The sequence below is a fragment of the Kushneria sinocarnis genome (genome assembly GCF_003633775.1).
Taxonomy (GTDB): domain Bacteria; phylum Pseudomonadota; class Gammaproteobacteria; order Pseudomonadales; family Halomonadaceae; genus Kushneria; species Kushneria sinocarnis.
Window position 1 is genome coordinate 12,312 of sequence record NZ_RBIN01000001.1, and the last position, 25,927, is coordinate 38,238.

A 25,927-nucleotide genomic window follows, 5' to 3' on the forward strand; every position below is an offset into this window, starting at 1 on the left:
TGACATCACGTCACGATAAAGCCCACGCAGGCCGCCGTCATGGCCCCCATGACGCCGTTGAAGATGCGCCACGCCCGGGGCGTGGTCAGCCAGCGGCCGATCGCCACGCCGAAGCACGCCCAGAAGGAGATGCAGGGAAAGGCGAACACTTCCATCAGCCCCGCCAGCAGCACGGCATTGAGCCAGGCCACGCCCTGCTCCGGCAGGAAACCGGCAATCAGCGCCAGCCCCATCACCCACGCCTTGGGATTGGCGAACTGGAAGGCGGTGGCCTGCCAGAAGGTCAGCGGCCGGGCGCCCTCCCGGGCGGTCAGCTCGGGAGGCGGGGCGCTGGCGATCTTCCACGCCAGATAGAGCAGATAGAGACCGCCGATGACCCGCAGCCCCTGCTGGATCAGCGGATAGCGCTGAAACACCACACCCAGTCCCAGGCCAATCAGGGTAAACAGCACGAAGCAGCCGAACAGGATGCCGAGAATGTGCGGCAGCGTGCGCCGGTAGCCGTACAGCGCCCCCGAGGCGGTCAGCATCACGTTGTTGGGTCCGGGGGTACCGCTCATCGAAACCGAAAAGAGCATCATCGACAGCAGCCAGCTCAGCGAGATCATGGCTGACCTCCGCCTGCCGGTTCGGTGAAGCGCAGGATAATGCGGCGATTGCGGGCGCCCCGGTTCTTGATACCGGCCACCTCGAGCACGCCGATTTCACCGGTCGAGGCCACATGGGTACCGCCGCAGGGCTGATAGTCGATCCCGCCGATGCGCACCATGCGGATCTCGCCCGCGCCCCGCGGCGGCGTCACCGACATGGTTTTCACCAGCTCGGGACGGGCGTCGAGTTCGGCTTCGCTGATCCACTCGCTGGTGATCGGATGGTCTTCGGCCACCAGCGCATTGAGCCGTTCGCTCAGCTCGCCCTTATCGAGCGTCAACTCGCCCAGATCGAAATCGAGCCGCCCCCGGTCGGCGCCGATGCTGCCGCCGGTCACCCCGCGGGGCACCGCCACCGACAGCAGATGCAGTGCGCTGTGCATGCGCATGTGCGCCCAGCGGCGCGACCAGTCGAGCTGCTGGGTGAGACGATCACCCGGCTGCAGCCCATGACCCGGCGCCAGCTGATGCACCACATCCCGGACTTCGCCCTTGCGGGTATCGGTGACGGCCAGCGAGCGACCGTCTGCGGTCGCGAAGATCCCGGTATCGCCCGGCTGACCGCCCCCCATGGGGTAGAACAGCGTGCGATCGGTGACTACCCCTGTCTCGTCGACCGCGGTCACGATCGCTTCAAGCTGACACTGATAAGGGTGATCGCGGAAGTGCAGAAGGGTGGCCATGGGAGACTCCGCTTGATTGTATGGGTACAATTCAGGGCTATCGGGGACTTTCAAACACTGACAATTCGAGCATAATGCCCGGATTACAGGCGTCAACGGATTTATTGTCACCATGACAATCTGGATACCCCGGCTGTCGGGCGAAGGTCCCCGCTATCGTCAGCTGATGACGGCCATCGAAGCGGCCATCGCCTCGGGCGAGCTGAGGCCGGGTGACCGGCTCCCGCCACAGCGCCGCCTGGCCGATGCGCTGGGCGTCACCCTCGGCACCGTGACCCGGGCCTATGGCGAGGTGGAGGGGCACGGGCTGGTGGAGGCGCGCGTCGGCAGCGGCACCTATGTGCGTGACAAGCAGGGCAAGGATGGCCTGTCGGCCCCCTTTCGGCATGTCGCCGAGCACCACGACATGATCGATCTCAGCCTGTCGCTGCCGCCGCCGCACGGCGAGCGCCAGGCCGGGCTCGGGCGCGCCATGGCGGCCATGCAGCAGGACCCGCAGGCCCTGGGCCACGCCATCGACTATCAGCCGGAGGGCGGGCTGGAGAGTCACCGCCACTGTTTCGCCCGCTGGATGCAAAAGCTCGGCATGCCGGTCTCCGGCGAGGAGCTGATCATCAACCAGGGCGGCATGAACGGCATCTTTCTGGCCCTCGCGGCACTGCTGGGCCCGGGCGAACGACTGGCGGCGGAAGCGCTGAGCTACCCCGGGCTGATCAGCGCAGCCCAGCAGCTGGGGGTGCGCACGGTGGCACTGCCGGTGGATGACGAGGGCCTCGATGTCGAGGCGCTGGCCCGGCGCTGCGAGCGTCAGCCGTTTCGTGCTCTCTACGTGATGCCCGATCATCACAATCCCACCACCGTGAAGCTCTCCGAGGCGCGTCGCGAAGCGCTGGTGGCGCTGGCCCGCCGGCATGACTTCTGGCTGATCGAGGACGGCGTCCAGTATCTGCCGCCCGCGCAGCGCGGCACGCCGCTTTACCGGCTGGCGCCGGAGCGTACCCTGCTGCTGTTCTCGATCTCCAAGATCCTCGGCGGCGGCCTGCGCTCGGGCGTGATGCGGGTGCCGCCGGCGCTGCACGGCCGGATTACCACCGCCATTCGTACCCAGAGCTGGATGCCGCCCCCGCTGATTGCCGATCTGGTCTGTCGCTGGATCGACAGCGGCGATGCCGATCGGCTGCTGCAGTGGCAGCAGCAGGAGCTCGAACGGCGCCATGCCCTGGCCCGCGAGCTGCTGGGCGAGTTCGACTTCAGCGCCCGGCCCGGCGGCTTCTATCTCTGGCTGCCGCTGCCGGTCGGCCGGCGCGCCTCGGCCCTGCTCGAACAGCTCGCCCGCCGGCAGGTATGGATCACGCCTGCCGAAGCCTTCTGCGTGGGCAGCGAGCCGGCCCCCCAGGCCGTGCGCATCTGCATCAGTGCCGCCCGGGACAGCGCGAGCCTGGAGCTGGCCCTGAGCCGGCTGCGCGAGGCGCTGCACCATCCCGACCCGGCGCCCTGGCAGACGCTGTGAAGCCGGTCGGAGCAAGCGTCATGCAATGAGCGTCGTTCATTCGCCTGTCACTGCTGCACTGTCTAATCTGACAGGTGCACTCTGACCAAAGGTGACCCGATAGGCTCCCCCATGCGCTACGAACTCTACTACTGGCCCGAGATCCCGGGGCGCGGTGAATTCATCCGGCTGGCCCTCGAGGCCGGTGGGGCCGATTACATCGATGTCGGCAACCGCTCCGAGGAGCAGGGCTGGGGCATCGCCGCAATCGAGACCTTCCTCGGCGGCGAGGTCACCGACTTCCCGCCCTTCGCGCCCCCCTTTCTCAAGGCCGGTGAACTGGTGATCTCGCATGTCGCCAATATCCTGCAGTATCTCGGGCCACGGCTCGGGCTGTGGCCGGGCGACGAAGCGAACCGACTGTGGGCGCACGGCCTGCAGCTGACGATTGCCGACTTCACTGCCGAGGCCCATGACCTCCACCACCCGCTGGGGCCGGGACTGTACTACGAGGATCAGCAGGAGGAGGCCGCCCGCCGGGCCCGGCAGTTCATCAGCGAGCGGCTGCCGAAGTTCCTCGGCTATTTCGAGCGGGTGCTGATCGACAATCCCGCCGGCGAGCGCCATCTGGTGGGCGAGACGCTGACCACCGTCGACCTGTCGCTGTTCCACGTGGTCGAGGGGCTGCGCTACGCCCTGCCCAACGCCATGGCCGAGGCCGAGCAGGAGGCGCCCCGCGTCATCGCCCTGCACGACCGCGTCCGGGACATTCCCCGCATTGCCGAGTACCTCGCCTCCGATCGGCGCCAGCCGTTCAGCGAGGAGGGCCTCTTCCGGCACTATCCCGAGCTGGACAGCGACGGGTAGGCCCCGGCGCAGCACCCGTCCCCGGCGTGGTGGCCGGGGCCGAGCTCCGCTGCGGCCAGTGCCCGGCGCCGGCCTCCGGGTGCATGGGAGAGCCGGCGCCACTGTGCCATAATGCGCCCCATTTCAGTCATTCAGGCGAACCGTCATCATGGCCCAGGATGCCTATTCGCGGCAGCACGATCATCTCGCCCGGGGGACGCTGTTCATCGTCTCCGCCCCTTCCGGTGCCGGCAAGACCTCGCTGGTGCGCGCCCTGGTCGAGCGGGTTGACCGGCTCGGCGTCTCGGTGTCGCATACCACGCGCAACATGCGCCCCGGCGAGGCCGACGGCATCAACTATCACTTCGTCAGCGAAGCCGAATTCGAAGCGATGATCGCCCGGGGCGAGTTCTTCGAGCACGCCTGGGTGTTCGATCGCCACTACGGCACCTCGCGCCCGGAGGTGGAGAAGCGGCTGGCCGCGGGCGAGGACGTCATCCTCGAGATCGACTGGCAGGGCGCCCGTCAGGTACGCGAACAGCTGCCCGAGGCGGTCTCGATCTTCATCCTGCCGCCCTCGCGCCAGGCGCTGCACGAACGCCTCTCCAGCCGGGGGCAGGATGCACCCGGCATCATCGAACGCCGGATGCGCGATGCGGTCAGCGAGATGATTCACTACGACGAGTACGACCATCTCATCGTCAACGACGATTTCGCCACCGCCGTCGATGAGCTGGAACACCTGATCCGTGCCGAACGCACGCGATTGACCCGGGTTCGCACGCAACACGGTCCGCTTCTGGCCGAACTCTTGTCAGCCGACGAGCCGGACAGGTAAACTCGATCTCCCCCTTGTGGGTCGGTAGTGCATCATTGGCCGGCTCCCTGATTACCGACCCCACGATTCGTTCCGGTTCGCCTGCCCGATCCGATGGTCATGGCTGAACCGACAGTTCACGTTCCGATCAGCAGGTAGATTCCATGGCACGCGTTACCGTAGAAGATTGTCTCGACCACGTTGATAACCGTTTCCAGCTGGTCATGGTCGCTACCCGGCGGGCGCGTCAGCTGGCGCGCGGTTCGCGCAACTCCGAACTGGCCTGGGAGAACGACAAGCCGACCGTGATGGCGCTGCGCGAAATCGCCGCCGGCCATGTCGATGCCAGCGTGCTCGACGAGCCCGTGGAGGCCATGCCGACCCAGCAGCAGCGCGCCGCCCAGAGCCCGGAATCCGACGTCGAGGCCTGATCAAGCCGATCGAGGCAGCCGCCCATCATGTTCACCATTGACGACCTTGCCGATCGACTCGACGGTTATCTCAGCGCCGAGGAGATTGCGCAGGTCAAACGCGCCTTCTACTACGCCGAACAGGCGCACGACGGCCAGCGACGTCGCTCCGGTGAACCCTATGTGACCCATCCGCTGGCGGTGGCCAACATCCTCGCCAACATGCACATGGACCATCAGAGCCTGATGGCCGCCATGCTGCATGACGTGATCGAGGACACCGGCATCACCAAGGACGCCCTGACCCGCCAGTTCGGCGAGGAGGTGGCCGAGCTGGTCGACGGTGTCTCCAAGCTGACCCAGATCACCTTCGAGGACAAGGCGGTCGCCCAGGCGGAGAACTTCCAGAAGATGGTGATGGCGATGTCACGCGATATCCGCGTGATCATCGTCAAGCTCGCCGACCGGCTGCACAACATGCGCACCCTGGGAGCGCTCAGGCCGGACAAGAAGCGTCGCATCGCCCGCGAGACGCTGGAGATCTACGCCCGCATCGCCAGCCGGCTGGGGATCAACACCATCCGCGTCGAGCTGGAGGATCTCTCCTTCCAGGCGATCCACCCGATGCGCGCCAAGCGTATCCAGCGCGCCGTCACCCGGGCGCGCGGCCATCGCCGCTCGATGGTGCGACACATCCAGAGCACGCTGCAGAAGTGCCTCGATGACGAGGAGCTGCCGGGCACGGTGATCGGCCGCCAGAAGCATCTGCTGTCGATCTATCGCAAGATGCGCGACAAGCAGCGCTCGTTCAACGAACTGATGGACGTGTTCGGCTTTCGCATCATCACCGATCGGGTCGATACCTGCTATCGCATCCTCGGCGCGGTGCACAATCTCTACAAGCCGGTGCCCGGGCGCTTCAAGGACTACATCGCGATCCCCAAGGCGAACGGCTATCAGAGCCTGCACACCACCCTGTTCGGCAGCAACGGCATCCCCATCGAGGTGCAGATCCGCACCCGCGAGATGGAGGCGATGGCCAACAACGGCGTCGCCGCGCACTGGCTCTACAAGGCCGGCCAGACCGATCGGCCGATCGCCATGGGCAGCCACGCCCGGGCGCGCGAATGGGTGCGCGGCCTGCTCGAGATGCAGCGCCACGCCGGCAATCCGCTGGAGTTCATCGAGCACGTCAAGAACGACCTGTTCCCCGACGACACCTATGTCTTCACCCCGCGCGGCGACATCATGGAGCTGCCGGGAGGGGCCACCGCGGTCGACTTCGCCTATGCGGTGCACACCGATATCGGCAACAGCTGCATCGCCTGTCGCATCGACCGCCACCTGGCGCCGTTGTCGACGCCACTGCAGAGCGGCCAGACGGTCGAGATCATCACCGCGCCCGGCGCCCGGCCGAACCTGGCCTGGCTCTCCTTCGTGGTGACGGCCAAGGCGCGCTCGGCGGTGCGTCACTTCCTCAAGAACCAGCAGCGCAGCGACTCCATCACGCTCGGCCGCCGGCTGCTCAACCAGTCGCTGGCGCAGTTCGATACCCGGCTCGACGAGCTGCCGCCGCGGCGCATCGACAGCGCACTGGATACCTTCGGACTGGAAACCCTCGACGATCTGCTCGACAGTATCGGTCTGGGCACCCGTACCGTGCAGAGCGTGGTGCACCGGCTGGTCTGTGACGAGCATGCCGACGAGAGCGGTTCGGCGGTGCAGGGCAGCGGGCCGATCGCCATCAGCGGCGCGCGCAACATGGTGATCGACTTCGCCCGCTGCTGCTATCCGCTGCCGGGCGATCGCATCATCGGTCATCTCAGTGCCGGACGCGGCATGGTCGTGCACCGCCACGACTGCCCCAATCTCGGCGAGTGCCACCAGGACCCCGAAAAGTGCCTGCCCATTCAGTGGTCGGAGCATGTCGAGGGCGATTTCCCGGTCGGCCTGCGGCTGGAGATCGAGACCCGGCGGGGCCTGATTGCCGAGCTGGCCAGCCTGATCACCGATGCCGAGGCCAATATCGAGCGCATCGGCATCGAGGAACGCGACGAGCGGCTGTCGCTCGTCAATCTGACGCTGGCGGTACGCAACCGCAACCATCTGGCAACCATCATCCGGCGTCTGCGCAATCTCAGTCATGTCAGCCGGGTCGCCCGTGTTCAGCAGTGAAGCGGCAACCGGCCCATCATCGCGCATGCCGCCCGCCACCGACGATGACGGGCGGCGTCTTTCAGGCGTCTTTCAGGAGCGTCCCATGAGCAATCGAGCTGCCATTCATACCGACCGTGCCCCGGCCGCCATCGGCCCCTACTCGCAGGCGATCAAGGCCGGCAACACCATCTATCTGTCGGGCCAGATCCCGCTCGATCCCGAGAGCATGGAACTGGTGGGCGGCGACATCGAACTGCAGGCCCGCCAGGTCTTCGACAACATGGCAGCCGTCTGCCACGAAGCCGGCGGCTCGCTCTCCGATGTGGTCAAGCTCAACCTCTATCTCACCGACCTCGACAACTTCTCCAAGGTCAATCAGATCATGGAAGAGTACTTCGACGAGCCGTATCCGGCCCGTGCCGCCGTCGGCGTCAAGGCGCTGCCCCGCGGCAGCCAGGTCGAGGCGGAAGGCATCATGCTGCTGGGTGACTGAGCGGCCCGACCTGCGCCGCGCCGGATCGAAGCGCCGGCGCGGCCGGCGTCAGGCCTGCCGGGCAGGCATGAAGCCGCCCTGGCGCAGGATATCCTCGTAGCCCTCGCGGAAGGTGGGATAGCAAAAGCGGTAGCCGGTCTCGATCAGCCGGCTGCTGTCGCAGCGCTTGCTGGCCCGTCGGCGCAGCGGCGACTGGATCTCGCTGTCGGGTTCGACCTTCAATTGCCGCGCCAGCCACTTCATGACCTCGTGCAGCGGCGCCGATTCACGGTCGCTGGCGAGATAGACCGGCGCCACTGGCTCGCCCTCGAACACCCGCCGGATCAGGAAATCCAGCACGCCGGCACAGTCATCGCGGTGAATGCGGTTGGAGTACATCACCGGCGTGGCAGGGGCAATGCGGCCTTCCCGCACCTGGCCGATCAGCCGCTCGCGGCCCGGGCCGTAGATGCCGGAGAAACGGACCGTGGTCCCGGGCAGCGGGCTTTGTGCCAGCCGCTGCTCGGCCTCGATCAGGCGCTGGCCGGAGAAGCTGGCGGGCTCCAGCGGGCTCTCCTCGTTGACCGTCTCGCCCTGCTGCTGACCGTAGACCGAGGTCGAGGAGACGAAGAAGACGTGCTGCGGTGCCCGGGCGCGGGCCTCGAAGTGCGCAAGGGTTGCGGTCAGACCGTCAACATAGGCCGTCTGATAGGCCTTTTCTTCGAACCGGTCGGCACTGATGGCATATACTATGATGTCCGCATCGGGCAGCGTTTCCAGCGCGCCCGGCGCATTGACATCGAGGGCGACGCCCTCGATGCCGGTATCGGCCAGTGCTGCGATGCTGTTGCGACGGACACCGATCACGCGGTGACCCTGCTTGACGAGCAGGTGACCCAGTGCGGTGCCCACGTCGCCACAACCCAGTATGAGGATGGTCCTGTTCACTTTCATCCAGCTCCTTGCCAGCAGGATCATGACAACGCACGATTCCGGAAGATGATAACCTTTCCCTGTCTCAAGTGACGCCTCGGGTCCAGGTCATGACTTTAACAGAACTCCGCTACATCGTAACCTTGGCTCAGGAGCGCCATTTCGGCCGCGCCGCCGAGCGCTGCTTCGTCTCCCAGCCGACCCTCTCCGTAGCGGTCAAGAAGCTCGAGGACGAACTGGGCGTGGCGCTGTTCGAGCGCAGCAAATCCACCGTTCAGGTCACCCCGCTGGGCGAGCGTATCGTCGACCAGGCCGGGCGAGTACTGGAACAGGCCAATACCATTCGCGAGCTCGCCAGCGAAGGCAAGGACCAGCTCTCCAGTCCGCTGCGCATCGGCGCCATCTACACCATCGGGCCCTATCTCTTCCCGCATCTGATCCCGGCGCTGGCCGAGCAGGCCCCGCAGATGCCGCTGTACATCGAGGAGAGCCTGACCGGCGAGCTGCGCCGGCGGCTGCGGTCGGGCGAGCTCGACGTGATCATCGTCGCGCTGCCGTTCAACGAGCCCGACGTGCTGACCCGCGCGCTCTACGAGGAACCCTTCGAGGTGCTGCTGCCGGCCGGCCACAAATGGCTGGAAAAAAGCGCGATCGACAAGGAGTGGCTGCTCGAGGAGCGGCTTTTGATGCTCGGAGAGGGACACTGCTTCCGCGATCAGATCCTCGAGGCCTGCCCGGCGATCAACTCCCAGCTCAGTCACCCCGAGAACCCGCTGGTGGCCGAGGGCGGCTCGCTGGAGACCATCCGCCACATGGTGGCCTCGGGGCTGGGCATCACGGTCCTGCCGCACTCGGCGATGGGCACCGATCACTACGGCAGCGGCCTGCTGGAGAGCCGGCCGTTCCGGGATCCCGCGCCCGGGCGCACGGTCGCCATGGCATGGCGCGCCAGCTTCCCCCGACCCAAGGCGATCGATGCCCTGATCCGGGCCATCGATCAGTGTCAGATGGCGAACATGCAGGCCGCATGAGCGAAACCCGCTCCGTCACCGCGCTGACCGGCGTCGGCGACAGCATGGCCGAACGGCTGGCGCGGCTGGGCATCACCGCGCCGGAGGATCTGCTCTTTCATCTGCCGCTGCGCTACCAGGATCGTACCCGGGTCACGCCGATCGGCGAGGTGCGGGCCGGTGCCGAGGTGGTCATCGAGGGCGAAATCACCGCCGCCAGCGTGGTCCAGGGCCGCCGCCGCAGCCTGCTGGTGCGGCTCAGGGATGCCACCGGCATCGTTTCGCTACGCTTTTTCCACTTCTCTCCCGCCCAGCAGCAGCAGTTCTCCCCGGGCAGCCGGCTGCGCCTGTTCGGCGAGGCCCGCACCGGCAGTACCGGGGTGGAGTTCTATCATCCGGAGTACCGCCTGCTCGGCCGGCAGGATACCGCCGAGACCGCCAGCGAAGAGAGCCTGACGCCGATCTACCCCACCACCGAGGGGCTGACCCAGCCGCGCCTGCGCGGGCTGATCGATCAGGTACTGACGCAGCTCGACGAGCATCCCGAGCGGCTCACCGAACTGATTCCCGAGGCGCTGCGGGCCCGCTTCCGGCTGCCGGGACTGGCGGAAGCGCTGCGCTATCTGCATCATCCGCCGCCCGATGCACCGCTGGAGACGCTGGCTGCCGGGCAGCACCCCACCCAGCGCCGGCTGGCGCTGGAGGAACTGCTGGCGCATCAGCTCAGTCTGCGCCAGATCCGCCGCCACATTCAGCATGACTCCGCCCCGGCGCTGCCACGCGACGGGGCGCTGGCCGCCCGTTTTCTGACCGCGCTGCCCTTTTCGCTGACCAGCGCCCAGCGCCGCGTGCTCGGCGAGATCGGCCTCGACATGACCCGCCGGGCGCCGATGCTGCGGCTGGTGCAGGGGGATGTCGGCTCGGGCAAGACGGTGGTGGCGGCGATGGCAATGCTGGCCGCGGTCAGCGGCGGTTGCCAGGCCGCGCTGATGGCTCCCACCGAACTGCTCGCCGAGCAGCACCATCGCACCCTGAAGGGATGGTTCGAACCGCTGGGACTGGAAGTGGCCTGGCTCGCCGGTCGCCTCAAGGGGCGTGCCCGGCTCGATGCCAAGGCCGCCATCGCCGAGGGCCGGGCGCAGATCGTGGTCGGCACCCACGCCCTCTTCCAGGCGGATGTCCACTTCCACCGCTTGGGGCTGGCGGTGATCGACGAGCAGCACCGCTTCGGCGTGCATCAGCGCCTGGCGCTGCGCCAGAAGGGCGAGCAGAGCGTCGGCGGCGGCGGCGGCCTGACCCCCCATCAGCTGATCATGACCGCCACCCCGATCCCGCGGACCCTGGCGATGAGCGCCTACGCCGATCTCGATGTCTCGGTGATCGACGAGCTGCCGCCCGGGCGCACGCCGGTGAAGACGGTGGCGATCAGCGACGAGCGTCGTCCCGAGGTCATCGAGCGCATCCGCGAGGCGTGCCGCGACGGCCGCCAGGCGTACTGGGTCTGCACCCTGATCGAGGAGTCCGAGGCGCTGACCTGCCAGGCCGCCGAGGCCACCCACGAGGCGCTGGTCGAGGCGCTGGAGGGCTTCAGCGTCGGCCTGGTACACGGGCGCATGAAGACCGCCGAGAAGACCGCGACGATGAACGCCTTCAAGGAGGGCGAGCTCGACCTGCTGGTGGCGACCACGGTGATCGAGGTCGGCGTCGACGTGCCCAATGCCAGCCTGATGATCATCGAGAACCCCGAGCGGCTCGGACTGGCCCAGCTGCATCAGCTGCGCGGCCGGGTGGGGCGCGGCTCGACCGAGAGCTTCTGCGTGCTGCTCTATCATCCGCCGCTCTCCGAGCACTCCCGCGAGCGGCTGGGGGTGCTGCGCGAATCGAACGACGGCTTTCGCATCGCCGAGCGCGATCTCGCCCTGCGCGGCCCCGGTGAGGTGCTGGGCACCCGTCAGACCGGGCTGGTGGGCATGCACATCGCCGATCTCACCCGCGATCGCGATCTGCTCGAGCCGGTGCGCGAACTCGCCGACGCCCTGCTCGAGCAGGCGCCCGATGCGGTCGAACCGCTGATCCGGCGCTGGCTGGGCGAGGAGGCCAACCGCTACGGGCAGGTGTAGCGGCGCCTCCCGCCGCACCACCCGCCCGCCTCGTCAGGCACTGCCGAGCGCCGGCGAATCCTCGTCACGCCGGACCCGGTCGATCTTCAGCATGCGGGCAATCACCCGGTCGAGCTCCTGCTGGTCGAAGATCTTCTTCCAGTCGTCCTTCAGGATGTTCTCGCGACCGTAGTCGATGGCGACCATGCAGGCGTCCGAAAACGGATTGGAGCTGCGAAAGGCGACCGCCAGCGCAATCTGGATATGGCCGTAGAGCATCGCCTCGGCGGCTTCGCGCGACACCCCGCTGCGCGACACGGTCTCCTCCAGCGCCTCCTTCATGAAGGTGCCCACCATGCAGGTCACGGTCTCGACCAGGGTGGGTTCGAGGTAGGCCAGCTGGGTCACCGTCACCCAGTGCACCTCGTCGACCGGGGCGTACATCACCCGGATGACCTCCGCCAGCGCGGCCTTCTCCGACTCGTCACCGGCCTCGAAGGCCGCCGCCACCGATTGCGTGGCCGCCACGCCGCCGAAGGCATCGGCGTGCTCGGCCTCGGTATAGCGCTCGAGGAAGACCGAGGGGTGACAGGGGTGGGCCACCGCGTAGTGGATCTCGCCGCGCTGATGCAGCAGGCCGGCGTAGGCCGCCGCGGGATCGAGCGTCAGCAGCGTGGCGCCGGCCTTCATGCGTGGCACCAGCTGCTCGGAGACCTTGCCCAGCACGATATCCGGCACCGCCAGGATCACCAGATCGCACTGCTCGATGATCTCCTCGACGGCCGTGACCGAACGCCCGGCATCGCGCACGCGCTGCTGCGCCTCCGGGGCGTTTTCGCAGTAGTGCACCTGCAGGCTGCTCTGCGCCAGATTGTCGGAAATGCGCATGCCCATCTTGCCGCCGGCGCCCACCAGGGCGATGGATTGATAGCTCATGATACGTTGCTCCTCAGCAGATTCATGTTGTGGCGGGTCCATTCGGCCTCGAGCCGGCAGGTCGTTGCGGCATCGTCCTGCCAGCCCAGCCAGTGCTCGATCACCGCCCCGATGCCGCGCCCCGCCGGATCGATGCGCGCGAGCATGTCCGACAGCGGCAGCAGCCCCTCGCCCAGCGGGCAGCCGGTCAGCTGAAAGCCCACCCAGCCGGGCGAACGGGTGAAGTGAAAGTCCTTGATGTGCAGATTGACGACCCGCGCGGCAGTACGCGCGATCACCGTCCCGGGCAGCTCCAGTGCCGCCACGCAGTTGGCGGGGTCCAGACAGATGCCGACATGCGCGTCGTCGACCTGCTCGATGACCGCCATGAGCGCATCGACCGGCAGCTGCTCGTAGGTCTCCAGCGCCAGCGTCACGCCCTGCCGGCGCAGCCGGGGCAGCAGGGCCTCCAGCCGCTGCACGGCCTGCTGTGCATCGGGCCGGTCGTCGCCGCTGTAGATCATGCTGCGCAGCAGGCGCACGTCGAGCCGCTCGGCAATGTCGAGATAGCGTTCGAGCGGTTCGCGGGCCAGCCCGCGGGTGCCCAGCTCCAGCCGGATGCCCAGCCGCGCGGCCTGCTCGCGCAGGGCCTCGAGCTCGGCGGCGGTCAGCGACTCGATGGCCGGGTAATCGCAGATCTGGAAGAGATCGCCGCCCAGGGCGGCCGTCTCCTCGAGCATGGCGGCGAGGGTCATCGGTGCCTCGACCTGCGTCGACCCCCGCCAGAAGAAGGCATAGGTGCTCAGTCCGATTGCCATGATGGCTCCTTCGTTGGGGCTCACGTCTCAGCCCTCGGCCCGGGCCGAGGTCGCATTCGCCACCGTCCCGGCATCGGGGCGGTGCACCCGGCTGATGGCGAGCATCAGCACGCCGGCCAGCAGCATGAAGCCGCCCACCACGAACATCGGCACGGTGTAGCTGCCGGTCAGGTCATGCAGCGCACCGGTCAGATAGCCCGAGGAGAAGCCGGCGAGATTGCCGATGGTGTTGATCAGCGCCACCCCGGCCGCAGCCGCGGCGCCATCCAGAAAGCGCGTCGGCAGGGTCCAGAAGTTGGGCAGGGCGGCAAAGATCGAGCAGGCGGTGACGGTGATCATCGCCACGGTGGTGATGGGCGAGTCCATGTAGAGGGCCAGCGGCACGCTGATGGCGCCGGTGAAGGCCGGGATCGCGATGTGCCAGCTGCGCACGCCGCGCCGGGTGGCATCCCGCGACCAGAGATAGAGCACCACCGCCGCCGGCAGGTAGGGAATGGCCGTGATCAGCCCCTCCTCGAGCAGGGTGAAGCGGGTCCCGAACTGCGCCTCGAAGCCGTCGATGATGGTCGGCAGGAAGAACGCCAGCGCATAGAGCCCGTAGATGAAACCGAAGTAGATCAGGCACAGCGCCCAGACCCGGCCGTTGAGAAGGGCCATCTTCAGTCCGTGCTTCTCCTTGTGCGTGCCCGTCTTCTCGGCGGATTCGCGCTCGAGTTCGGCGGTCAGCCAGGCCTTCTCCTCGTCGGTCAGCCAGCGCGCATCCGCCGGACGATCGACCAGATAGAACCACGCCACGATGCCCAGCAGGATGGCCGGTACCGCTACACCGAAGAACATGAAGCGCCAGCCCGCCAGGCCGAAGAAGAAGCCGTCGTGCTGAATCAGCGAGGCCGCCAGCGGCGCGCCGATCACGGTGGTCAGCGGCTGGGCGAGATAGAACAGCGCCAGGATCCGGCTGCGGTGGCGCGAGGGTACCCACAGGCTCAGGAACAGGATCGCGCCGGGGAAGAAGCCGGCTTCCGCCACCCCCAGCAGAAAGCGCAGCGTATAGAGCCCGCCGGCGCTGTCCACCCAGGTAAACAGCAGCGCCACGATGCCCCAGCTGACCATGATGCGGGCCAGCCACTTGCGGGCCCCGAAGCGGTGCAGGGCGAGATTGCTGGGGACCTCCAGCAGGATATAGCCGACGAAGAAGATGCCCGAGGCAAAACCGAACTGCGCTGCACTCAGCGCCAGATCGCTGTTCATGCCGTTGGGGGCAGCAAAGGAGATCGCCGTCCGATCGAGATAGTTGACGAAGAACATCAGGGCCACGAAGGGCACCAGTCGCCACGCTACCTTGCGGATGGCCGAGGATTCAACCGAGGACGCTGCCGTATGCTCCATGATCGCTCCCGGGACTGCCTCAGATACAGGCGTGCCATGAAATGAACGAAGACCGGAGCCTTCGTGCACGCAAGGCGAGTACGAAGGTCGCCGGTCGCGACATGGGTAATCATCATCTCATCATACCACTACCACAATACGACTTGAGTCAGGGGCCGTTGCGCCGGACTACATCGCACACGACCCCGGGCGTAGTGTCATTCCGGCGGCAGCGTCACCGTCAGCCGCGCCACCGCGCAGGGCGACAGTGTCACCGTGCGGGTGTCGCACGGCGCTGGCTGATCCAGCATCGCGGCTGTCGCTGGTGCGGCCAGCAGGCGCTGCTCATCGAGCATCGCCAGTGCCGTCACGGCGCTTCCCTGCAGTCCGACCGAGATCGGCTGCAGCCCGGTATTGGCCAGCCAGAGCTCCCCCTCGTGCTCACCGGTCTGCCAGCCCACCCCCGCCACGGTCGCGGCCACCGGCGCGGTGGTCAGCAGCGGCTGACCGGCCCCCCGGCTCAGACCCCGCAGTACCGGCAGCAGCGGCCGGGGCCCGTCATCCGCGACATCAAAGGGCGGACCGAGCGATGACAGCGTCAGCGAGGCCACCCCGGCGCAGGCCGTCCGGGCCACCAGGCCCACGTTCCAGGCCGCCGCGAACAGCCCGCGCTGACGCGGATCACGGTCGCTGAGCGTGACCCGCCGGGTGCCGTCATTGGCGGTCAGCTGCGCGCCATAGGGATTGGTCCAGGCGCCGATGGCGGTGGTGGTGAGGCGGTAGGGCACCGCGGGGGCCAGCGCCCGGCAGGAGGCGAAGATCGCCGGCAGGCTCTCCAGCGTCTCCATTACCGACAGGTCATCGGCGGCGTGCACGATCGGCGAGAGGGCATGGGTGATGAAATCGATCGAGCCGGGCTCGGGCCGGCAGCGGTTGAGCTCGGTAAAGTAGGTCGGAAAGCCGCCTCCCAGCGGTATCGCCGGCCAGCGCAGCCGGGCCAGTGCCAGTACCTGCGCCGGCGAGGCACCGGCAGGCCAGGGCCCCTCGGGCTGATGGCTTTTCAGATAGGCGGCCGGGGTCACCAGCATGCCGGCCGGTAGCAGCCGGTGCACGGCAAGCGTGCGGGCAAGCTGCTCGAGCTGAGCATCGGGCTCCTCGTCGTCGCAGATCACATAGAGCCAGAGCGGCACCGCGCGAGCGACACAGAGCGCGCCTGCCACGGCCAGCCGGTCAGCGAAGGCCGGGTCACGCAGGTCGACCAGCACATCCAGGTGCCGGGGGGCGAGCTGATCCAGTCGCTGGCCGAGCCCGGCCTCGTCGCTGCACCGGTCCAGCCACAGCCCGCAGCCGATCGGGGGCAGCCGGTCCGGCCACGCCCGCCTGATGGCAAGCGTATGGTGCTCAGTGGTCATGAGCGCCCTCCTCGGCCCCTGCCAGGGTGAGGGTGACCCGCTGCTCGAGGCGGGTCCCCGGTGCCAGGGTATAGGGCGTCGGCCAGGCCAGCGGCCGGTTGTAGATCTTGAAGGAGGCATCCGACCAGTTGCGCTGGTCCTCCATCTCGAACACGTCGCCCTCGAAATCGAGCTGCACCCCGGCGTGTCCCGGCGGTGCGTAGCGCAGCGAGCGGATATCGAAAAAGGGCTGGGCGGGACTGATGAGTCGCGGCATATGGCCCTCATGCCATGGGCCGTCGGCGTGTCGGACCTCGACCGGCGCCCCGGCCATCCCCGCGATCGGCAGCAGCACCACCAGCCCGCTGCGACAGGTGGTAAACCGCGCCCGGGCGGTCAGCCGCAGGGCGACGCTCACCTGCCGGGCGGTCACCGTGACCGCCATCCGGCCCGTGAGCAGGGTGCGGCCGGCCGGCTCGTCCACGACCCGGAAGGTCTCCATCAGCGCCAGGCGCTGGCGGTCGTGCGACTGCCGGCGCCCGCTCGACCTCAGCGCATGGGTGCCCCACTCCCCATCGCGGATCACCGGCGCCACGCCGCGGACCAGCTCGGTGCCGCCATCGCGCAGCCAGCGCAGGCCACCGGCCTGCCAGGCGAAGCTCAGGGGAAGGCGTTCGCAGTGCTGCACGGGCGGATCGGGCAGCGGGGTGCCGGCACGCACCCGCTCGCGTTGTTCACTGGCTCTCATGGTCGGCTCCGGCTCATCGAGGGCATGGCACACGCTGACGGCCCGCCCTGCGAGACCGCCATGCCGCCATGATTGGGGTCCAGCGCCCCGGGCGATATTCGACCTTTGGTATAATGACATGATCACTCGCGAGCGCTGTAATACCTGCTCTCATGGCCGATATCGCTGACAGGGAGCAGACCCATGACGAGAGGGCATTCGACCACCCCGCCGGGGGTCCGGGGCGTACTGATCGGCTGCGGCTTCTTCGCCGAGAACCAGCTGCACGCCTGGCAGGCCCTGCCGGGCGTGGAGATCGTGGCCGTCTGCGATCGCGATCCGGCGCGCCTGGCGCAGGTCAGGGAGCGCTTCGGCATCGACGAGGGTCATACCGATGCCGGCCGGCTGCTGGCAAGCTGCCGACCCGATTTCGTCGACATCGCCGCCCCCACCCCGGCCCACGCCGAACTGGTCGAGCTGGCGGCATGCGCGGGGGCCGACATCATCTGTCAGAAACCCTTTGCCGGCTCGCCGGCCGCAGCCCGGGCGCTGATCGAGACGTGCCGGCATCATGGCGTCAGCCTGAGCATCCACGAGAACTTCCGCTGGCAGCACGCCATCCGCCGGGTCATCGACACCCTGCGCCAGGGCGCGATCGGCCGTCCCTTCTTCGGGCGCATCAGCTATCGCAGCGGCTTCGATGTCTATCGCGCCCAGCCCTATCTGGCGCGGGCCGAGCGCTTCATCATCGAGGACCTGGGCATCCACCTGCTGGATGTGGCCCGCGCGCTGTTCGGCGAAGTGGATCGGCTGGGCTGCGAGATCACCCGGGTCAATCCCGACATCCGCGGCGAGGACGTTGCCACCATGATGCTCCACCACGACAGCGAGGTGACCACCCTCGTGGACTGCAGCTACGCCACCCGGCTGGCCGAGGACCCCTTCCCGCAGAGCCTGATCGAGATCGATGGCAGTCACGGCTCGCTGCGGCTGGCGCCGGACTATCGACTGACCCGGCATGACGCCGCAGGCGGACAGGACACCCGGGAGGTGGCACCGACCCCGCCGGCATGGAGCACCGCCCCCTGGACGCCCATCCAGGAGAGCGTGAGCGCCTTTCAGGCCGACTGGCTCGACGCCCGGCGTGGCGGCCGGCCCGTGGAGACCCGCGGTGAGGACAACTACAATACCCTCGCCCTCGTCGAGGCGGCCTACCGGGCGGCCGCCGACCACGGTACGGTCACGCCCGAGAGATGGCCGCCGGCCTGACGGCGGCCGGTGCCGCCCCGCCCGTCATGGCTGTCCACACCGACCCGCTGGCCGTATATGCTGGTGAGGATCGCAGCGTCATGCCGCTGCGGACGCTTCAGACAACAGGACATGCCATGAGCGACAACTCCACCGGACCGATTCGCCGACGCAAGCTGTCGGACGAGGTACTGGAACGACTGCTGACGCTGATCCGCTCGGGTCAGCTGCAACCGGGCGATCAGCTGCCGCCGGAGCGGGAGCTGATGGCCAGTTACGGCGTGGGCCGCCCGGCCGTGCGGGAAGCCATGCAGCAGCTCGCCTCGATGGGCATGATCACCATCAATCACGGCGAGCGGGCCCGGGTCAGCGAGGTCACCATCCAGTCGATGATCGCGCACTTCGACAACACCGCCCGTTTCCTGCTCGATGAGTCGACCGAGAACATCGATCATCTCAAGCAGGCGCGGCTGTTCTTCGAGACCGGCATGGTACGCATGGCCGCCGAGCGGGCCGGCGAAGCGGACATCGCCCGGCTGCAGGCACTGATCGACGAGATGCAGCAGAGCGAACACGGCGAGGCCTTCATCGAGCGCGACATGGCCTTTCACCACGCCATTGCCAAGCTGTCCGGCAACCCCATCTTCGCCGCCACCGCCTATGCCATGCTGCACTGGCTGAAGGATTACCACACCGGCATTGTCAGCTTCCGGGGCGCCGAGGATGTCTCGATCCGGGAGCATCAGCGGATAGCCGAGCGGCTGGCCGCCCATGACGCCGACGGTGCGGAACAGGCGATGCGCGATCATCTGACACGCGCCAGTGAGCGCTACCGGCTGCGCAGCGAGTCGTCATGAACCGAACCGCATGGTGAAGCACCCGGCAGACCGGCCGCACAACTCACGGCAGGCGGGTCAGGGATCGCGGGGCAGGAAGAGCGCCGGCCACACGATGCAGCCGGCGGGGTGTTTCGATCAGCTGATCGAATCCTTGAGCGCCTTGCCGGGCTTGAAGGCCACGGTCCGGCTGGCGGGAATCTGCAGGCTGGAACCGGTCTGCGGATTCTTGCCGGTGCGGGCTGCGCGTTCACGCACGGTGAACGAGCCGAAACCGATCAGCGTGACATCTTCACCGCGCGCCACGCTGGAGCTGATTTCATCAAGAATGGCGTTCAGGACCTGACCGGCCTTGTCCTTGGAAATATCCGCCTGGGCCGCAATGGCGGCAGCAAGTTCTGGTTTGCGCATAGCGCCTCCTGGGTTGGGCAATACAGGCGCGAATGACACCTGGCTTGTTGTTTTCCGTCATTGCCGGGGGCATGACAGCTGCCCGACGACGGTCGGACAGGGTATCCTTCACGATCGAACAGCGTTCGACGACGCCTAGCCTAGCAATGTCATCGTATCGAGCGCCAGCACACCTTGCGCTGACCCGGCAGGCGGATGACGATAACGGGCAGCGCCTATCGACGTGACCACGCTTCTATTTCATCGGCAGGACCGGACCATGACATGACCTCCCTTGCGCACGATAGCCGCCGTTTCGAGCGCCCTTCGGTGCTGCGCCGGTGGTTGCCGCTGGCGGTGGCGGCACCGCAGCTCTCGCCGCACTGGCGCGACTGGCTGGGCACCCGGGATTCGCTGACCGCCCGCCTGGCCGCGCTGGTGGGCGGAACCATCACGGTGCGGATTCATGCCGAACATGCGGCCATCCCGCTGGGCGACGAAGCCCGTCGGCTTGAACTGCCACAGCGCCGACTGGCCTGGATCCGCGAGGTCGTGCTCGAACACGAGCGCCGGCCACTGATCGCCGCCCGCAGCGTGGTGCCACTCGATGAGCTGCCCCGGGAGGTGCGCCTGCTCGGCCATCGGGCACTGGGCCAGTGGCTGTTCGCGCATCCCGGTGTCACCCGTTCGGCCATCGAGCTCACCCCGCAGGCCCTGCCGATCGCCGGCCACCACGGCCTCGGCACGCGACGCTCGGTCTTTCACCATCGCCGCTGCCGGCTGCTGGTACAGGAGAGCTTTCTGAGCGAAGCGGGCCGGCTCATGGCGGCCGAACCCGCTCGTTTTCGGCTAGAATCGCATCGTCGCCAATGCCCCTACCGGCCCCGGTAACGGAGACCGCATGTCCGCTCTCACTGCGCTGCAACGCCTTCCCGACTTCCTGCGTCTGACCCGACTGAACCGGCCGATCGGCACCTGGCTTTTGATGTGGCCGACCCTGGCCGCCCTCTGGCTGGCCGCCGACGGCCTGCCGCAGCGTGCCAACCTGATCATCTTCGTGGCCGGTGTCTACGCCATGCGCGCTGCCGGCTGCGTGATCAACGACTACGCCGATCGCAACTTCGATGCCCACGTCAAACGCACCCGGGAGCGACCGCTGGCCACCGGCCGGATCAGCGAGCGCGAGGCCCTGACCCTGTTCGGCGTACTGATCGCCATCGCCTTCGTGCTGGTCTGCTTCACCAACCCCTTTACCATCGCCCTGTCGCTGGGGGGTGCGGCGCTGGCGGCCACCTATCCGTTCATGAAGCGCTATACCCACTTCCCCCAGGTGGTGCTGGGCGCGGCCTTCGGCTGGGGCATTCCGATGGCCTTCGGCGCCGAACAGCAGGCAGTGCCGGCCATCGCCTGGTGGCTGTTCGCCGCCGGGCTGGTGTGGACCCAGGTCTATGACACCCAGTACGCGATGGTGGATCGCGACGACGATCTGAAGATCGGCATCAAGTCCACTGCCATCATCTTCGGCCGCTTCGACCTGGTCATCCTCGCCGCCCTGCAGGCCCTGGTGGTGCTGCTGCTGGCGGTGGTCGGGGTACTGGCCGGGCTCGACGGCTTCTACTGGCTGGCGCTGGCCGCCATTGCCGCGATCTTCGGCTATCAGCAGTGGCTGACCCGGGGGCGCACCCGCGAGGGCTGCTTTGCCGCCTTTCTCAACAACCACTGGGTGGGAGTGGTGCTGTTTGCCGGGGTGGTGCTGGCGAGCTGGCCGGTCGCCTGAAGGCCGGCCTGCTGGACAGGCGCGCGGCTGTCACAATACTGTCATCCGGGACCGGTTAAATCATCACCGAGTTGTCACGTCCGTTGCCGGAGTATGACGCATGTCCCGAACCGTGCTGATCGTCGATGATGAAGCCTCGATCCGCGAGATGATCGCGGTGGCCCTCGAGATGGCGGATTTTTGCATCATCGAGGCCGAGAATTCCCAGCAGGCCCATGCCCGCATCGTCGATGAACACCCTGACCTGGTGCTGCTCGACTGGATGCTGCCGGGTACCAGCGGCATCGAGCTGGCCCGCCGTCTCAAGCGCGATGACACCACCCGCGAAGTGCCCATCATCCTGCTCACGGCCCGCGGCGAGGAGGACAACAAGATCCAGGGGCTGGAGAGCGGCGCCGACGACTACATCACCAAGCCCTTCTCGCCGCGTGAACTCGTCGCCCGGCTCAAGGCGGTACTGCGACGCACCACGCCGCGCGGCGTGGAGGAGACCGTCGAGGTCAACGGCCTGGCGCTCGATCCCGCCAGCCACCGGGTCAGCGTCGATGGCCGGTCGCTGGAGATCGGGCCGACCGAATATCGCCTGCTGCAGTTCTTCATGACGCACCAGGAGCGCGCCTATACCCGCGCCCAGCTGCTCGACCAGGTCTGGGGCGGCAATGTCTATGTCGAGGAGCGTACCGTCGATGTGCACATCCGGCGGCTGCGCAAGGCACTGGGTGATGATCACCAGCAGCTGGTGCAGACGGTACGCGGCACGGGGTATCGTTTCTCAACCCGTTGAGGGCTTCACCCACCGTTCGATAGCGGCAGACGCGCGTGCACTACTGGATCAATGAACTCTGGCGACTCGCCTATCTGGTACTCGGGTTCGGCCTGCTGGGCTGGCTGATCGGCTATCCCGGCTGGGGGGTTGCGCTGGGGCTGGCGGTGCACATGGCCTTTACCCTGCGCCATCTCAGAAAGCTCTATGTCTGGCTGGCGGCGCCGGTCGAGCAGCCGCCACCGGCCGGCGAAGGCGTATGGGGTGACCTGTTCGATCGCCTCTACCGCTACCAGAAGGGTCAGCGCCACATGCAGGGCCGGCTACGCGCGGTGATCAACCGGGTCCAGGAGTCCAGCGAGGCGATGCGCGAGGGCGTGATCATGCTCGACTCCAGCGGCAACCTGGACTGGTGGAACAGCGCCGCCCAGCGCCTGCTGGCCCTGGCGCCCCATCACGATCGCGGCCAGCACCTCACCAACTACCTGCGCGACCCGGCATTCATCGACTACTTTCGCGAGCGCGACTACCGGGAACCGCTGACGCTGACCTCGCCGATCCACGATGCCGTGACCCTCGAGGTCCAGGTCACCCTGTTCGGGGATGACGAACGCCTGATCGTGATCCGCGACGTCACCCGCCTGCACCGGCTGGAGCTGATGCGCCGTGACTTCGTCGCCAATGTCTCGCATGAGCTGCGCACCCCGCTGACGGTGCTGGCCGGCTATCTGGAGACCTGGCTCGACCATCGCGACGCCCTGCCCGAGCGGCTGGTGCGCGGGCTCACCCAGATGGAGACCCAGACCGATCGCATGCAGCGGCTGGTCAGCGACCTGCTGACCCTGTCACGGCTGGAAACCGCCGATCGCCATGACAGTACCCGGCCGTTCTCGATCACCGCCCTCTGCCGTCAGGCCATCGCCGATGGCGAGGCACTGGCCGACGACAGCCATCACTTCCGGCTCGAGCTTGACGATGACCGCTGGCTGCGCGGCGACGAGCAGGAGCTCTCCAGTGCGCTCTCCAACCTGATCTACAACGCGGTGCGCTATACCCCCGAGGCGAGCACCGTCACCCTGCGCTATCGGCGTTCTCCCAACGGGGATGGCGCGCTGGAAGTCAGCGATGACGGCGACGGCATCGAACCGCACCATCTCGATCGCCTGACCGAGCGGTTCTATCGCGTCGACAAGAGCCGCTCGGTCGCCAGCGGTGGCACCGGGCTGGGGCTGGCGATCGTCAAGCACGTGCTGCTGCGTCACGACGCCCGGCTCGAGATCGAGAGCACCCCCGGCCAGGGCGCCCTGTTCCGCTGCGTGCTGCCGGCCGCCCGGCTGATGGCGGCTCCGGCAGCGGAGGCCGCCATTGATCAGTCGGGCGATCCGGCCTCATCAGGACGGGAGTGACGCCCCGCCGGCCCGGTTATCCACAGCCGGTCGATCACTACCGGCTGTGGACAGTTCACTCGCGCAGCAGCTTCAGTGCCTGTCCCCGCCCCTGGTAGCGCTCGATCAGCGCAAACAGCCGGGCCGCGGTTTCGGTATCGATCACGCCATCGGTATCGGTGGGGCGAAAGTGCAGCTGGAAGGCCCGTACCACCGGGCGCAGGGCGCCGGCATCCGGCGCATCGGGCACGGCATAGCCCCAGGCGGCCAGCGCTCGGTGCAGCTGGCCGATGTCGGGCGGCTGCCGGTGGAAACGGTGCACCCAGCGCGTCACGTCCGCCGGGCGCGGCCAGGCTCCGACCCCGGCCTCGTGCAGCTGCCGCCAGGGGAAGAACGGGCCCGGATCGACCTTGCGCCCCGGTGCCACATCGCCGTGCGCAAGCACATGGGTGGGGTCGATGTCGTAGCGCTGTACGATATCCCGCGCCAGCCGGCTGACCAGCTCGATCTGATCCTCCGCAAAGGGGAACCACAGCCGCCCGTGCGGGGTGTCACGATACCCCGCATTGACGATCTCGATGCCGATCGAGGTGTCGTTGAGATGGCGGCGATCCCCCCACTGGCTGACCCCGGCGTGCCAGGCGCGCCGCCGTTCATCGAGCAGCTGCAGGACCACCGGCTCACCCGCCCAGCGCGCGGGACGGGCGAGCACCAGATAGTGAACGCTCACCTCGGGCCCGGTCAGCGCCCTGAGCGCCGACGCATCATCACCATCGGTATAGTGCAGGATCAGAAAGCGCACCCGCTCGTTGAACGCCCGCGCCGCCACGCCGTGATCGACATGGAAGTCGCCGCGTCGCTCCAGCCTGCGACCCTCGCGGGGCGGATAGCGGCGCGCCGCGCCGGGACGGGTCAGCAGCGGCGTGTCGAGCCCGGCCTCCGGCGGCCGGGACGCAGCGGCAGGGCTCTCCTGTGCCACGGGCGCGGCACTGCAGCCCGACAGCCACAGCCCGGCCCCCAGCAGCCCGCCCGCCACCAGCGTCCGCCACCTTCTCAGCACGGTGCTGGCCGGCTCACTGCCCGCTACCGGCCGCCGGACCGGCCTCGGGCAGAGCCAGAGCGCGGTAGTGCTGGCGCCACATCAGTACGCCCGCAGCCACCGCGCCCGGCATGATGATCAGGTTGAGCAGCGGAATCCACACCGTGGCGGCCACCACCCCACCGAAGGTCAGGGTGGTCCACCAGCGCCGGCGCAGCAGTGCGCGCATGCGGGTAAACGACACCTGGTGCAGATCCATGGGGTAGTCAAGATACTGGATCGCCAGACTCCACGCCGAGAACAGCGCCCACAAGAGCGGTACAGCCAGGTTGATCACCGGAATGAAACCCAGCACGAACAGCACCAGCATGCGCGGCAGCATCCAGCCCAGCTTGTGCAGCTCGCGGCGGATGCCGTCGATCGCCTGCTGCCACAGCGAACGCTCATCGCTGATGGCGTCATCCGACAGCCGCTGCTCGATGCGCTCGGCCAGAAAGCCGTAGAAGGGCGAGGCGATGGCATTGGCCACCATGGTAAAGGTGAAGATCACCGCCAGTGCCAGCGCGACCGCCAGCACCGGCCAGATCAGCCACGACAGCCAGTCGAGCCAGCCCGGCACCTGCGTCATCCAGTAGTCGATCCAGCCCTCGAAGCTGTCGACCAGCCACCACAGCGCGGCGATGTAGAGCAGCAGGTTGATGACCAGCGGAATATAGACATGGCGCCGGGCGCCGGGGCGCAGCACCATGCGGATGCCCTCACCGAGGGCCGAGGCAGCATTGATCAAGCGGGGATCTCCGACTCCGGCATTACTGCCGGCATGCTAACCGCCCGGCCGCACAAACGCGATGCCCGCCCGGGGCCGGCACTACGAGTCGTCGGCATCGCTCTCCGCTTCCCGGTCCCCACGCTTGCGACCGAGCGAGGCACGCGGGTGTTCCGGGGCGTGGCGGATGTCCAGCCCCTTGACCAGGTAGATCACCGATTCGGCGAGATTGTTGGCATGATCGCCGACCCGCTCCAGCGACCGCAGGATCCACAGTACATGCAGCACCGGGCTGATGGCGTGGGGATCCTCCATCATGAAGGTGACCAGCGAACGCATCGCGCTGCGGTACTCCTCGTCGACGGTTTCGTCATCCTCCAGCACCCCCAGTGCCAGCTCGGTATCAAAGCGGGCAAACGCCGTCAGCGACTGACGCACCATCTCCCGGACCTGGCCGGCAATCCGGCGCACCTCGGTATAGCCGCGGGTGGTCTCGCCCAGTTCGATCAGGGTCAGGGCGTTGCGGGCGATCTTGTTGGCCTCATCGCCGATGCGCTCGAGATCGGACGCGGCGCGGGTCACCGCCAGCACCAGCCGCAGGTCGGAAGCCGCCGGCTGCCGGCGGGCCAGGATCTGGGTGCACTCGTCATCGATGCGCAGCTGCATCTCGTTGACCTGGCGGTCGTTGTCGCGGACTTCTTCGGCTGCCCGACTGTCGTTGTTCAGAAGGGCCGCGACCGCTTCCTGGATCTGTCGTTCCACCAGCCCACCCATGCCCATCAGGTGCGTCTTGAGCGCCTCGAGTTCCTGATTGAACTGGCTGGAGATGTGCTGGCTGTGTCTGTCGTTGGTAAGGTCCATGCTCGCTCCCGCAGCGCCGCTGGCGCTTTCTTGCCTGACCGGGTCGGAATTAGAAGCCCCAGCCTAGGCGACTCCCGTGT

General features: G+C 67.6%; 26 protein-coding genes. 14 read left to right on the forward strand and 12 right to left on the reverse strand.

Features of this window, described 5'->3' with window-relative positions; translation table 11 throughout:
• Positions 1-5: 5 nt before the first annotated feature.
• Together C7446_RS00055 and C7446_RS00060 are read right to left on the reverse strand one after the other, a co-directional pair.
• A complete protein-coding gene (locus C7446_RS00055) occupies positions 6-608 on the reverse strand; it encodes a LysE family translocator (protein WP_121170086.1) in 603 nt (200 codons plus the stop codon).
• Positions 605-1,333 (reverse strand): alanyl-tRNA editing protein, encoded by a 729-nt coding sequence (locus tag C7446_RS00060; protein ID WP_121170088.1) that lies wholly within the window; start codon positions 1,331-1,333, stop codon positions 605-607. The genes C7446_RS00055 and C7446_RS00060 overlap by 4 nt, the downstream gene beginning before the upstream one ends.
• Positions 1,334-1,445: 112 nt before the next feature.
• Between C7446_RS00060 and C7446_RS00065 the strand changes: the two genes are divergently transcribed.
• From C7446_RS00065 to C7446_RS00090, 6 genes are all read left to right on the forward strand, one after another.
• Complete coding sequence (locus tag C7446_RS00065; protein WP_121170090.1) at positions 1,446-2,843, forward strand: aminotransferase-like domain-containing protein; 1,398 nt, start codon at positions 1,446-1,448, stop codon at positions 2,841-2,843.
• Between the two features lie 111 nt (positions 2,844-2,954).
• On the forward strand, positions 2,955-3,689 hold the full coding sequence (locus C7446_RS00070) for a glutathione S-transferase (RefSeq protein ID WP_121170092.1): 735 nt from the start codon (positions 2,955-2,957) through the stop codon (positions 3,687-3,689).
• Positions 3,690-3,837: 148 nt separating this feature from the next.
• Complete coding sequence (gmk, locus tag C7446_RS00075; protein WP_121170094.1) at positions 3,838-4,506, forward strand: guanylate kinase; 669 nt, start codon at positions 3,838-3,840, stop codon at positions 4,504-4,506.
• Between the two features lie 143 nt (positions 4,507-4,649).
• On the forward strand, positions 4,650-4,916 hold the full coding sequence (rpoZ, locus tag C7446_RS00080) for a DNA-directed RNA polymerase subunit omega (protein WP_121170096.1): 267 nt from the start codon (positions 4,650-4,652) through the stop codon (positions 4,914-4,916).
• 27 nt (positions 4,917-4,943) lie between these two features.
• Positions 4,944-7,070, forward strand: coding sequence for a RelA/SpoT family protein (locus C7446_RS00085; protein WP_121170098.1), 2,127 nt, complete (start codon positions 4,944-4,946; stop codon positions 7,068-7,070).
• Between the two features lie 85 nt (positions 7,071-7,155).
• Complete coding sequence (locus tag C7446_RS00090; protein WP_121170100.1) at positions 7,156-7,545, forward strand: RidA family protein; 390 nt, start codon at positions 7,156-7,158, stop codon at positions 7,543-7,545.
• 48 nt (positions 7,546-7,593) lie between these two features.
• Here the strand turns inward: C7446_RS00090 and C7446_RS00095 are convergent, their stop codons facing one another.
• Positions 7,594-8,472, reverse strand: a complete 879-nt coding sequence (locus tag C7446_RS00095) for an SDR family oxidoreductase (protein WP_121170963.1) — start codon at positions 8,470-8,472, stop codon at positions 7,594-7,596.
• A gap of 95 nt (positions 8,473-8,567) precedes the next feature.
• On the opposite strand from C7446_RS00095, the gene C7446_RS00100 reads away from it, so the two are divergent.
• A complete protein-coding gene (locus C7446_RS00100) occupies positions 8,568-9,488 on the forward strand; it encodes a hydrogen peroxide-inducible genes activator (protein ID WP_121170102.1) in 921 nt (306 codons plus the stop codon).
• Positions 9,485-11,587, forward strand: coding sequence for an ATP-dependent DNA helicase RecG (gene recG, locus C7446_RS00105; RefSeq protein WP_121170104.1), 2,103 nt, complete (start codon positions 9,485-9,487; stop codon positions 11,585-11,587). The genes C7446_RS00100 and recG overlap by 4 nt, the downstream gene beginning before the upstream one ends.
• Before the next feature lie 33 nt (positions 11,588-11,620).
• Here recG and C7446_RS00110 read toward each other — a convergent pair whose 3' ends face one another.
• The 5 genes from C7446_RS00110 to C7446_RS00130 all read right to left on the reverse strand — a co-directional run bounded on the left by C7446_RS00110 (position 11,621) and on the right by C7446_RS00130 (position 16,803).
• Entirely contained in the window at positions 11,621-12,502 is an 882-nt protein-coding gene (locus C7446_RS00110) for a phosphogluconate dehydrogenase C-terminal domain-containing protein (protein WP_121170106.1), read from the reverse strand.
• Positions 12,499-13,299, reverse strand: coding sequence for a sugar phosphate isomerase/epimerase family protein (locus C7446_RS00115; RefSeq protein ID WP_211327812.1), 801 nt, complete (start codon positions 13,297-13,299; stop codon positions 12,499-12,501). The genes C7446_RS00110 and C7446_RS00115 overlap by 4 nt, the downstream gene beginning before the upstream one ends.
• A gap of 27 nt (positions 13,300-13,326) precedes the next feature.
• Positions 13,327-14,685, reverse strand: a complete 1,359-nt coding sequence (locus C7446_RS00120) for an MFS transporter (RefSeq protein ID WP_121170108.1) — start codon at positions 14,683-14,685, stop codon at positions 13,327-13,329.
• Between the two features lie 197 nt (positions 14,686-14,882).
• Positions 14,883-16,076 (reverse strand): D-apionate lactonase family protein, encoded by a 1,194-nt coding sequence (locus C7446_RS00125; RefSeq protein ID WP_121170110.1) that lies wholly within the window; start codon positions 16,074-16,076, stop codon positions 14,883-14,885.
• On the reverse strand, positions 16,066-16,803 hold the full coding sequence (locus C7446_RS00130; RefSeq protein WP_121170113.1) for a D-apionate lactonase family protein: 738 nt from the start codon (positions 16,801-16,803) through the stop codon (positions 16,066-16,068). The genes C7446_RS00125 and C7446_RS00130 overlap by 11 nt, the downstream gene beginning before the upstream one ends.
• A 183-nt stretch (positions 16,804-16,986) precedes the next feature.
• Here C7446_RS00130 and C7446_RS00135 point away from each other — a divergent pair, with 183 nt between their 5' ends.
• Both C7446_RS00135 and nanR read left to right on the forward strand, forming a co-directional pair.
• Positions 16,987-18,051, forward strand: coding sequence for a Gfo/Idh/MocA family protein (locus C7446_RS00135; protein WP_121170115.1), 1,065 nt, complete (start codon positions 16,987-16,989; stop codon positions 18,049-18,051).
• Between the two features lie 116 nt (positions 18,052-18,167).
• Positions 18,168-18,887, forward strand: coding sequence for a transcriptional regulator NanR (gene nanR / locus C7446_RS00140; RefSeq protein WP_121170967.1), 720 nt, complete (start codon positions 18,168-18,170; stop codon positions 18,885-18,887).
• Between the two features lie 117 nt (positions 18,888-19,004).
• Here nanR and C7446_RS00145 read toward each other — a convergent pair whose 3' ends face one another.
• Positions 19,005-19,277 (reverse strand): HU family DNA-binding protein, encoded by a 273-nt coding sequence (locus C7446_RS00145; RefSeq protein WP_121170117.1) that lies wholly within the window; start codon positions 19,275-19,277, stop codon positions 19,005-19,007.
• A 264-nt stretch (positions 19,278-19,541) separates the two neighbouring features.
• On the opposite strand from C7446_RS00145, the gene C7446_RS00150 reads away from it, so the two are divergent.
• From C7446_RS00150 to phoR, 4 genes are all read left to right on the forward strand, one after another.
• On the forward strand, positions 19,542-20,147 hold the full coding sequence (locus C7446_RS00150; protein ID WP_170149955.1) for a chorismate--pyruvate lyase family protein: 606 nt from the start codon (positions 19,542-19,544) through the stop codon (positions 20,145-20,147).
• 10 nt (positions 20,148-20,157) lie between these two features.
• Entirely contained in the window at positions 20,158-21,033 is an 876-nt protein-coding gene (ubiA, locus tag C7446_RS00155) for a 4-hydroxybenzoate octaprenyltransferase (RefSeq protein WP_121170120.1), read from the forward strand.
• Positions 21,034-21,133: 100 nt separating this feature from the next.
• The gene (gene phoB / locus C7446_RS00160) at positions 21,134-21,817 is read left to right on the forward strand and encodes a phosphate regulon transcriptional regulator PhoB (RefSeq protein ID WP_121170122.1); all 684 of its coding nucleotides are present in this window, start codon (positions 21,134-21,136) and stop codon (positions 21,815-21,817) included.
• 35 nt (positions 21,818-21,852) lie between these two features.
• The gene (phoR, locus tag C7446_RS00165; RefSeq protein WP_121170124.1) at positions 21,853-23,202 is read left to right on the forward strand and encodes a phosphate regulon sensor histidine kinase PhoR; all 1,350 of its coding nucleotides are present in this window, start codon (positions 21,853-21,855) and stop codon (positions 23,200-23,202) included.
• A 55-nt stretch (positions 23,203-23,257) separates the two neighbouring features.
• Here phoR and C7446_RS00170 read toward each other — a convergent pair whose 3' ends face one another.
• The 3 genes from C7446_RS00170 to phoU all read right to left on the reverse strand — a co-directional run bounded on the left by C7446_RS00170 (position 23,258) and on the right by phoU (position 25,847).
• Complete coding sequence (locus tag C7446_RS00170; protein ID WP_245977574.1) at positions 23,258-24,241, reverse strand: N-acetylmuramoyl-L-alanine amidase; 984 nt, start codon at positions 24,239-24,241, stop codon at positions 23,258-23,260.
• A gap of 13 nt (positions 24,242-24,254) precedes the next feature.
• Positions 24,255-25,007 (reverse strand): sulfate transporter CysZ, encoded by a 753-nt coding sequence (cysZ, locus tag C7446_RS00175; RefSeq protein ID WP_121170126.1) that lies wholly within the window; start codon positions 25,005-25,007, stop codon positions 24,255-24,257.
• 81 nt (positions 25,008-25,088) lie between these two features.
• Positions 25,089-25,847, reverse strand: a complete 759-nt coding sequence (phoU, locus tag C7446_RS00180) for a phosphate signaling complex protein PhoU (protein ID WP_121170128.1) — start codon at positions 25,845-25,847, stop codon at positions 25,089-25,091.
• Positions 25,848-25,927: the final 80 nt, after the last annotated feature.

Bases quoted from the DNA above. Each gene is read 5' to 3' on its own strand.
- C7446_RS00110 (WP_121170106.1), bottom strand. From the start codon at position 12,502: ATGAGCTATCAATCCATCGCCCTGGTGGGCGCCGGCGGCAAGATGGGC.
- phoB (WP_121170122.1), top strand. From the start codon at position 21,134: ATGTCCCGAACCGTGCTGATCGTCGATGATGAAGCCTCGATCCGCGAG.
- C7446_RS00145 (WP_121170117.1), bottom strand. From the start codon at position 19,277: ATGCGCAAACCAGAACTTGCTGCCGCCATTGCGGCCCAGGCGGATATT.
- C7446_RS00135 (WP_121170115.1), top strand. From the start codon at position 16,987: ATGACGAGAGGGCATTCGACCACCCCGCCGGGGGTCCGGGGCGTACTG.
- C7446_RS00085 (WP_121170098.1), top strand. From the start codon at position 4,944: ATGTTCACCATTGACGACCTTGCCGATCGACTCGACGGTTATCTCAGC.
- C7446_RS00090 (WP_121170100.1), top strand. From the start codon at position 7,156: ATGAGCAATCGAGCTGCCATTCATACCGACCGTGCCCCGGCCGCCATC.
- C7446_RS00070 (WP_121170092.1), top strand. From the start codon at position 2,955: ATGCGCTACGAACTCTACTACTGGCCCGAGATCCCGGGGCGCGGTGAA.
- gmk (WP_121170094.1), top strand. From the start codon at position 3,838: ATGGCCCAGGATGCCTATTCGCGGCAGCACGATCATCTCGCCCGGGGG.
- rpoZ (WP_121170096.1), top strand. From the start codon at position 4,650: ATGGCACGCGTTACCGTAGAAGATTGTCTCGACCACGTTGATAACCGT.
- C7446_RS00125 (WP_121170110.1), bottom strand. From the start codon at position 16,076: ATGACCACTGAGCACCATACGCTTGCCATCAGGCGGGCGTGGCCGGAC.
- C7446_RS00055 (WP_121170086.1), bottom strand. From the start codon at position 608: ATGATCTCGCTGAGCTGGCTGCTGTCGATGATGCTCTTTTCGGTTTCG.
- C7446_RS00060 (WP_121170088.1), bottom strand. From the start codon at position 1,333: ATGGCCACCCTTCTGCACTTCCGCGATCACCCTTATCAGTGTCAGCTT.
- nanR (WP_121170967.1), top strand. From the start codon at position 18,168: ATGAGCGACAACTCCACCGGACCGATTCGCCGACGCAAGCTGTCGGAC.
- C7446_RS00120 (WP_121170108.1), bottom strand. From the start codon at position 14,685: ATGGAGCATACGGCAGCGTCCTCGGTTGAATCCTCGGCCATCCGCAAG.
- C7446_RS00130 (WP_121170113.1), bottom strand. From the start codon at position 16,803: ATGAGAGCCAGTGAACAACGCGAGCGGGTGCGTGCCGGCACCCCGCTG.
- phoU (WP_121170128.1), bottom strand. From the start codon at position 25,847: ATGGACCTTACCAACGACAGACACAGCCAGCACATCTCCAGCCAGTTC.
- C7446_RS00115 (WP_211327812.1), bottom strand. From the start codon at position 13,299: ATGGCAATCGGACTGAGCACCTATGCCTTCTTCTGGCGGGGGTCGACG.
- C7446_RS00100 (WP_121170102.1), top strand. From the start codon at position 8,568: ATGACTTTAACAGAACTCCGCTACATCGTAACCTTGGCTCAGGAGCGC.
- C7446_RS00150 (WP_170149955.1), top strand. From the start codon at position 19,542: ATGACCTCCCTTGCGCACGATAGCCGCCGTTTCGAGCGCCCTTCGGTG.
- ubiA (WP_121170120.1), top strand. From the start codon at position 20,158: ATGTCCGCTCTCACTGCGCTGCAACGCCTTCCCGACTTCCTGCGTCTG.
- recG (WP_121170104.1), top strand. From the start codon at position 9,485: ATGAGCGAAACCCGCTCCGTCACCGCGCTGACCGGCGTCGGCGACAGC.
- C7446_RS00065 (WP_121170090.1), top strand. From the start codon at position 1,446: ATGACAATCTGGATACCCCGGCTGTCGGGCGAAGGTCCCCGCTATCGT.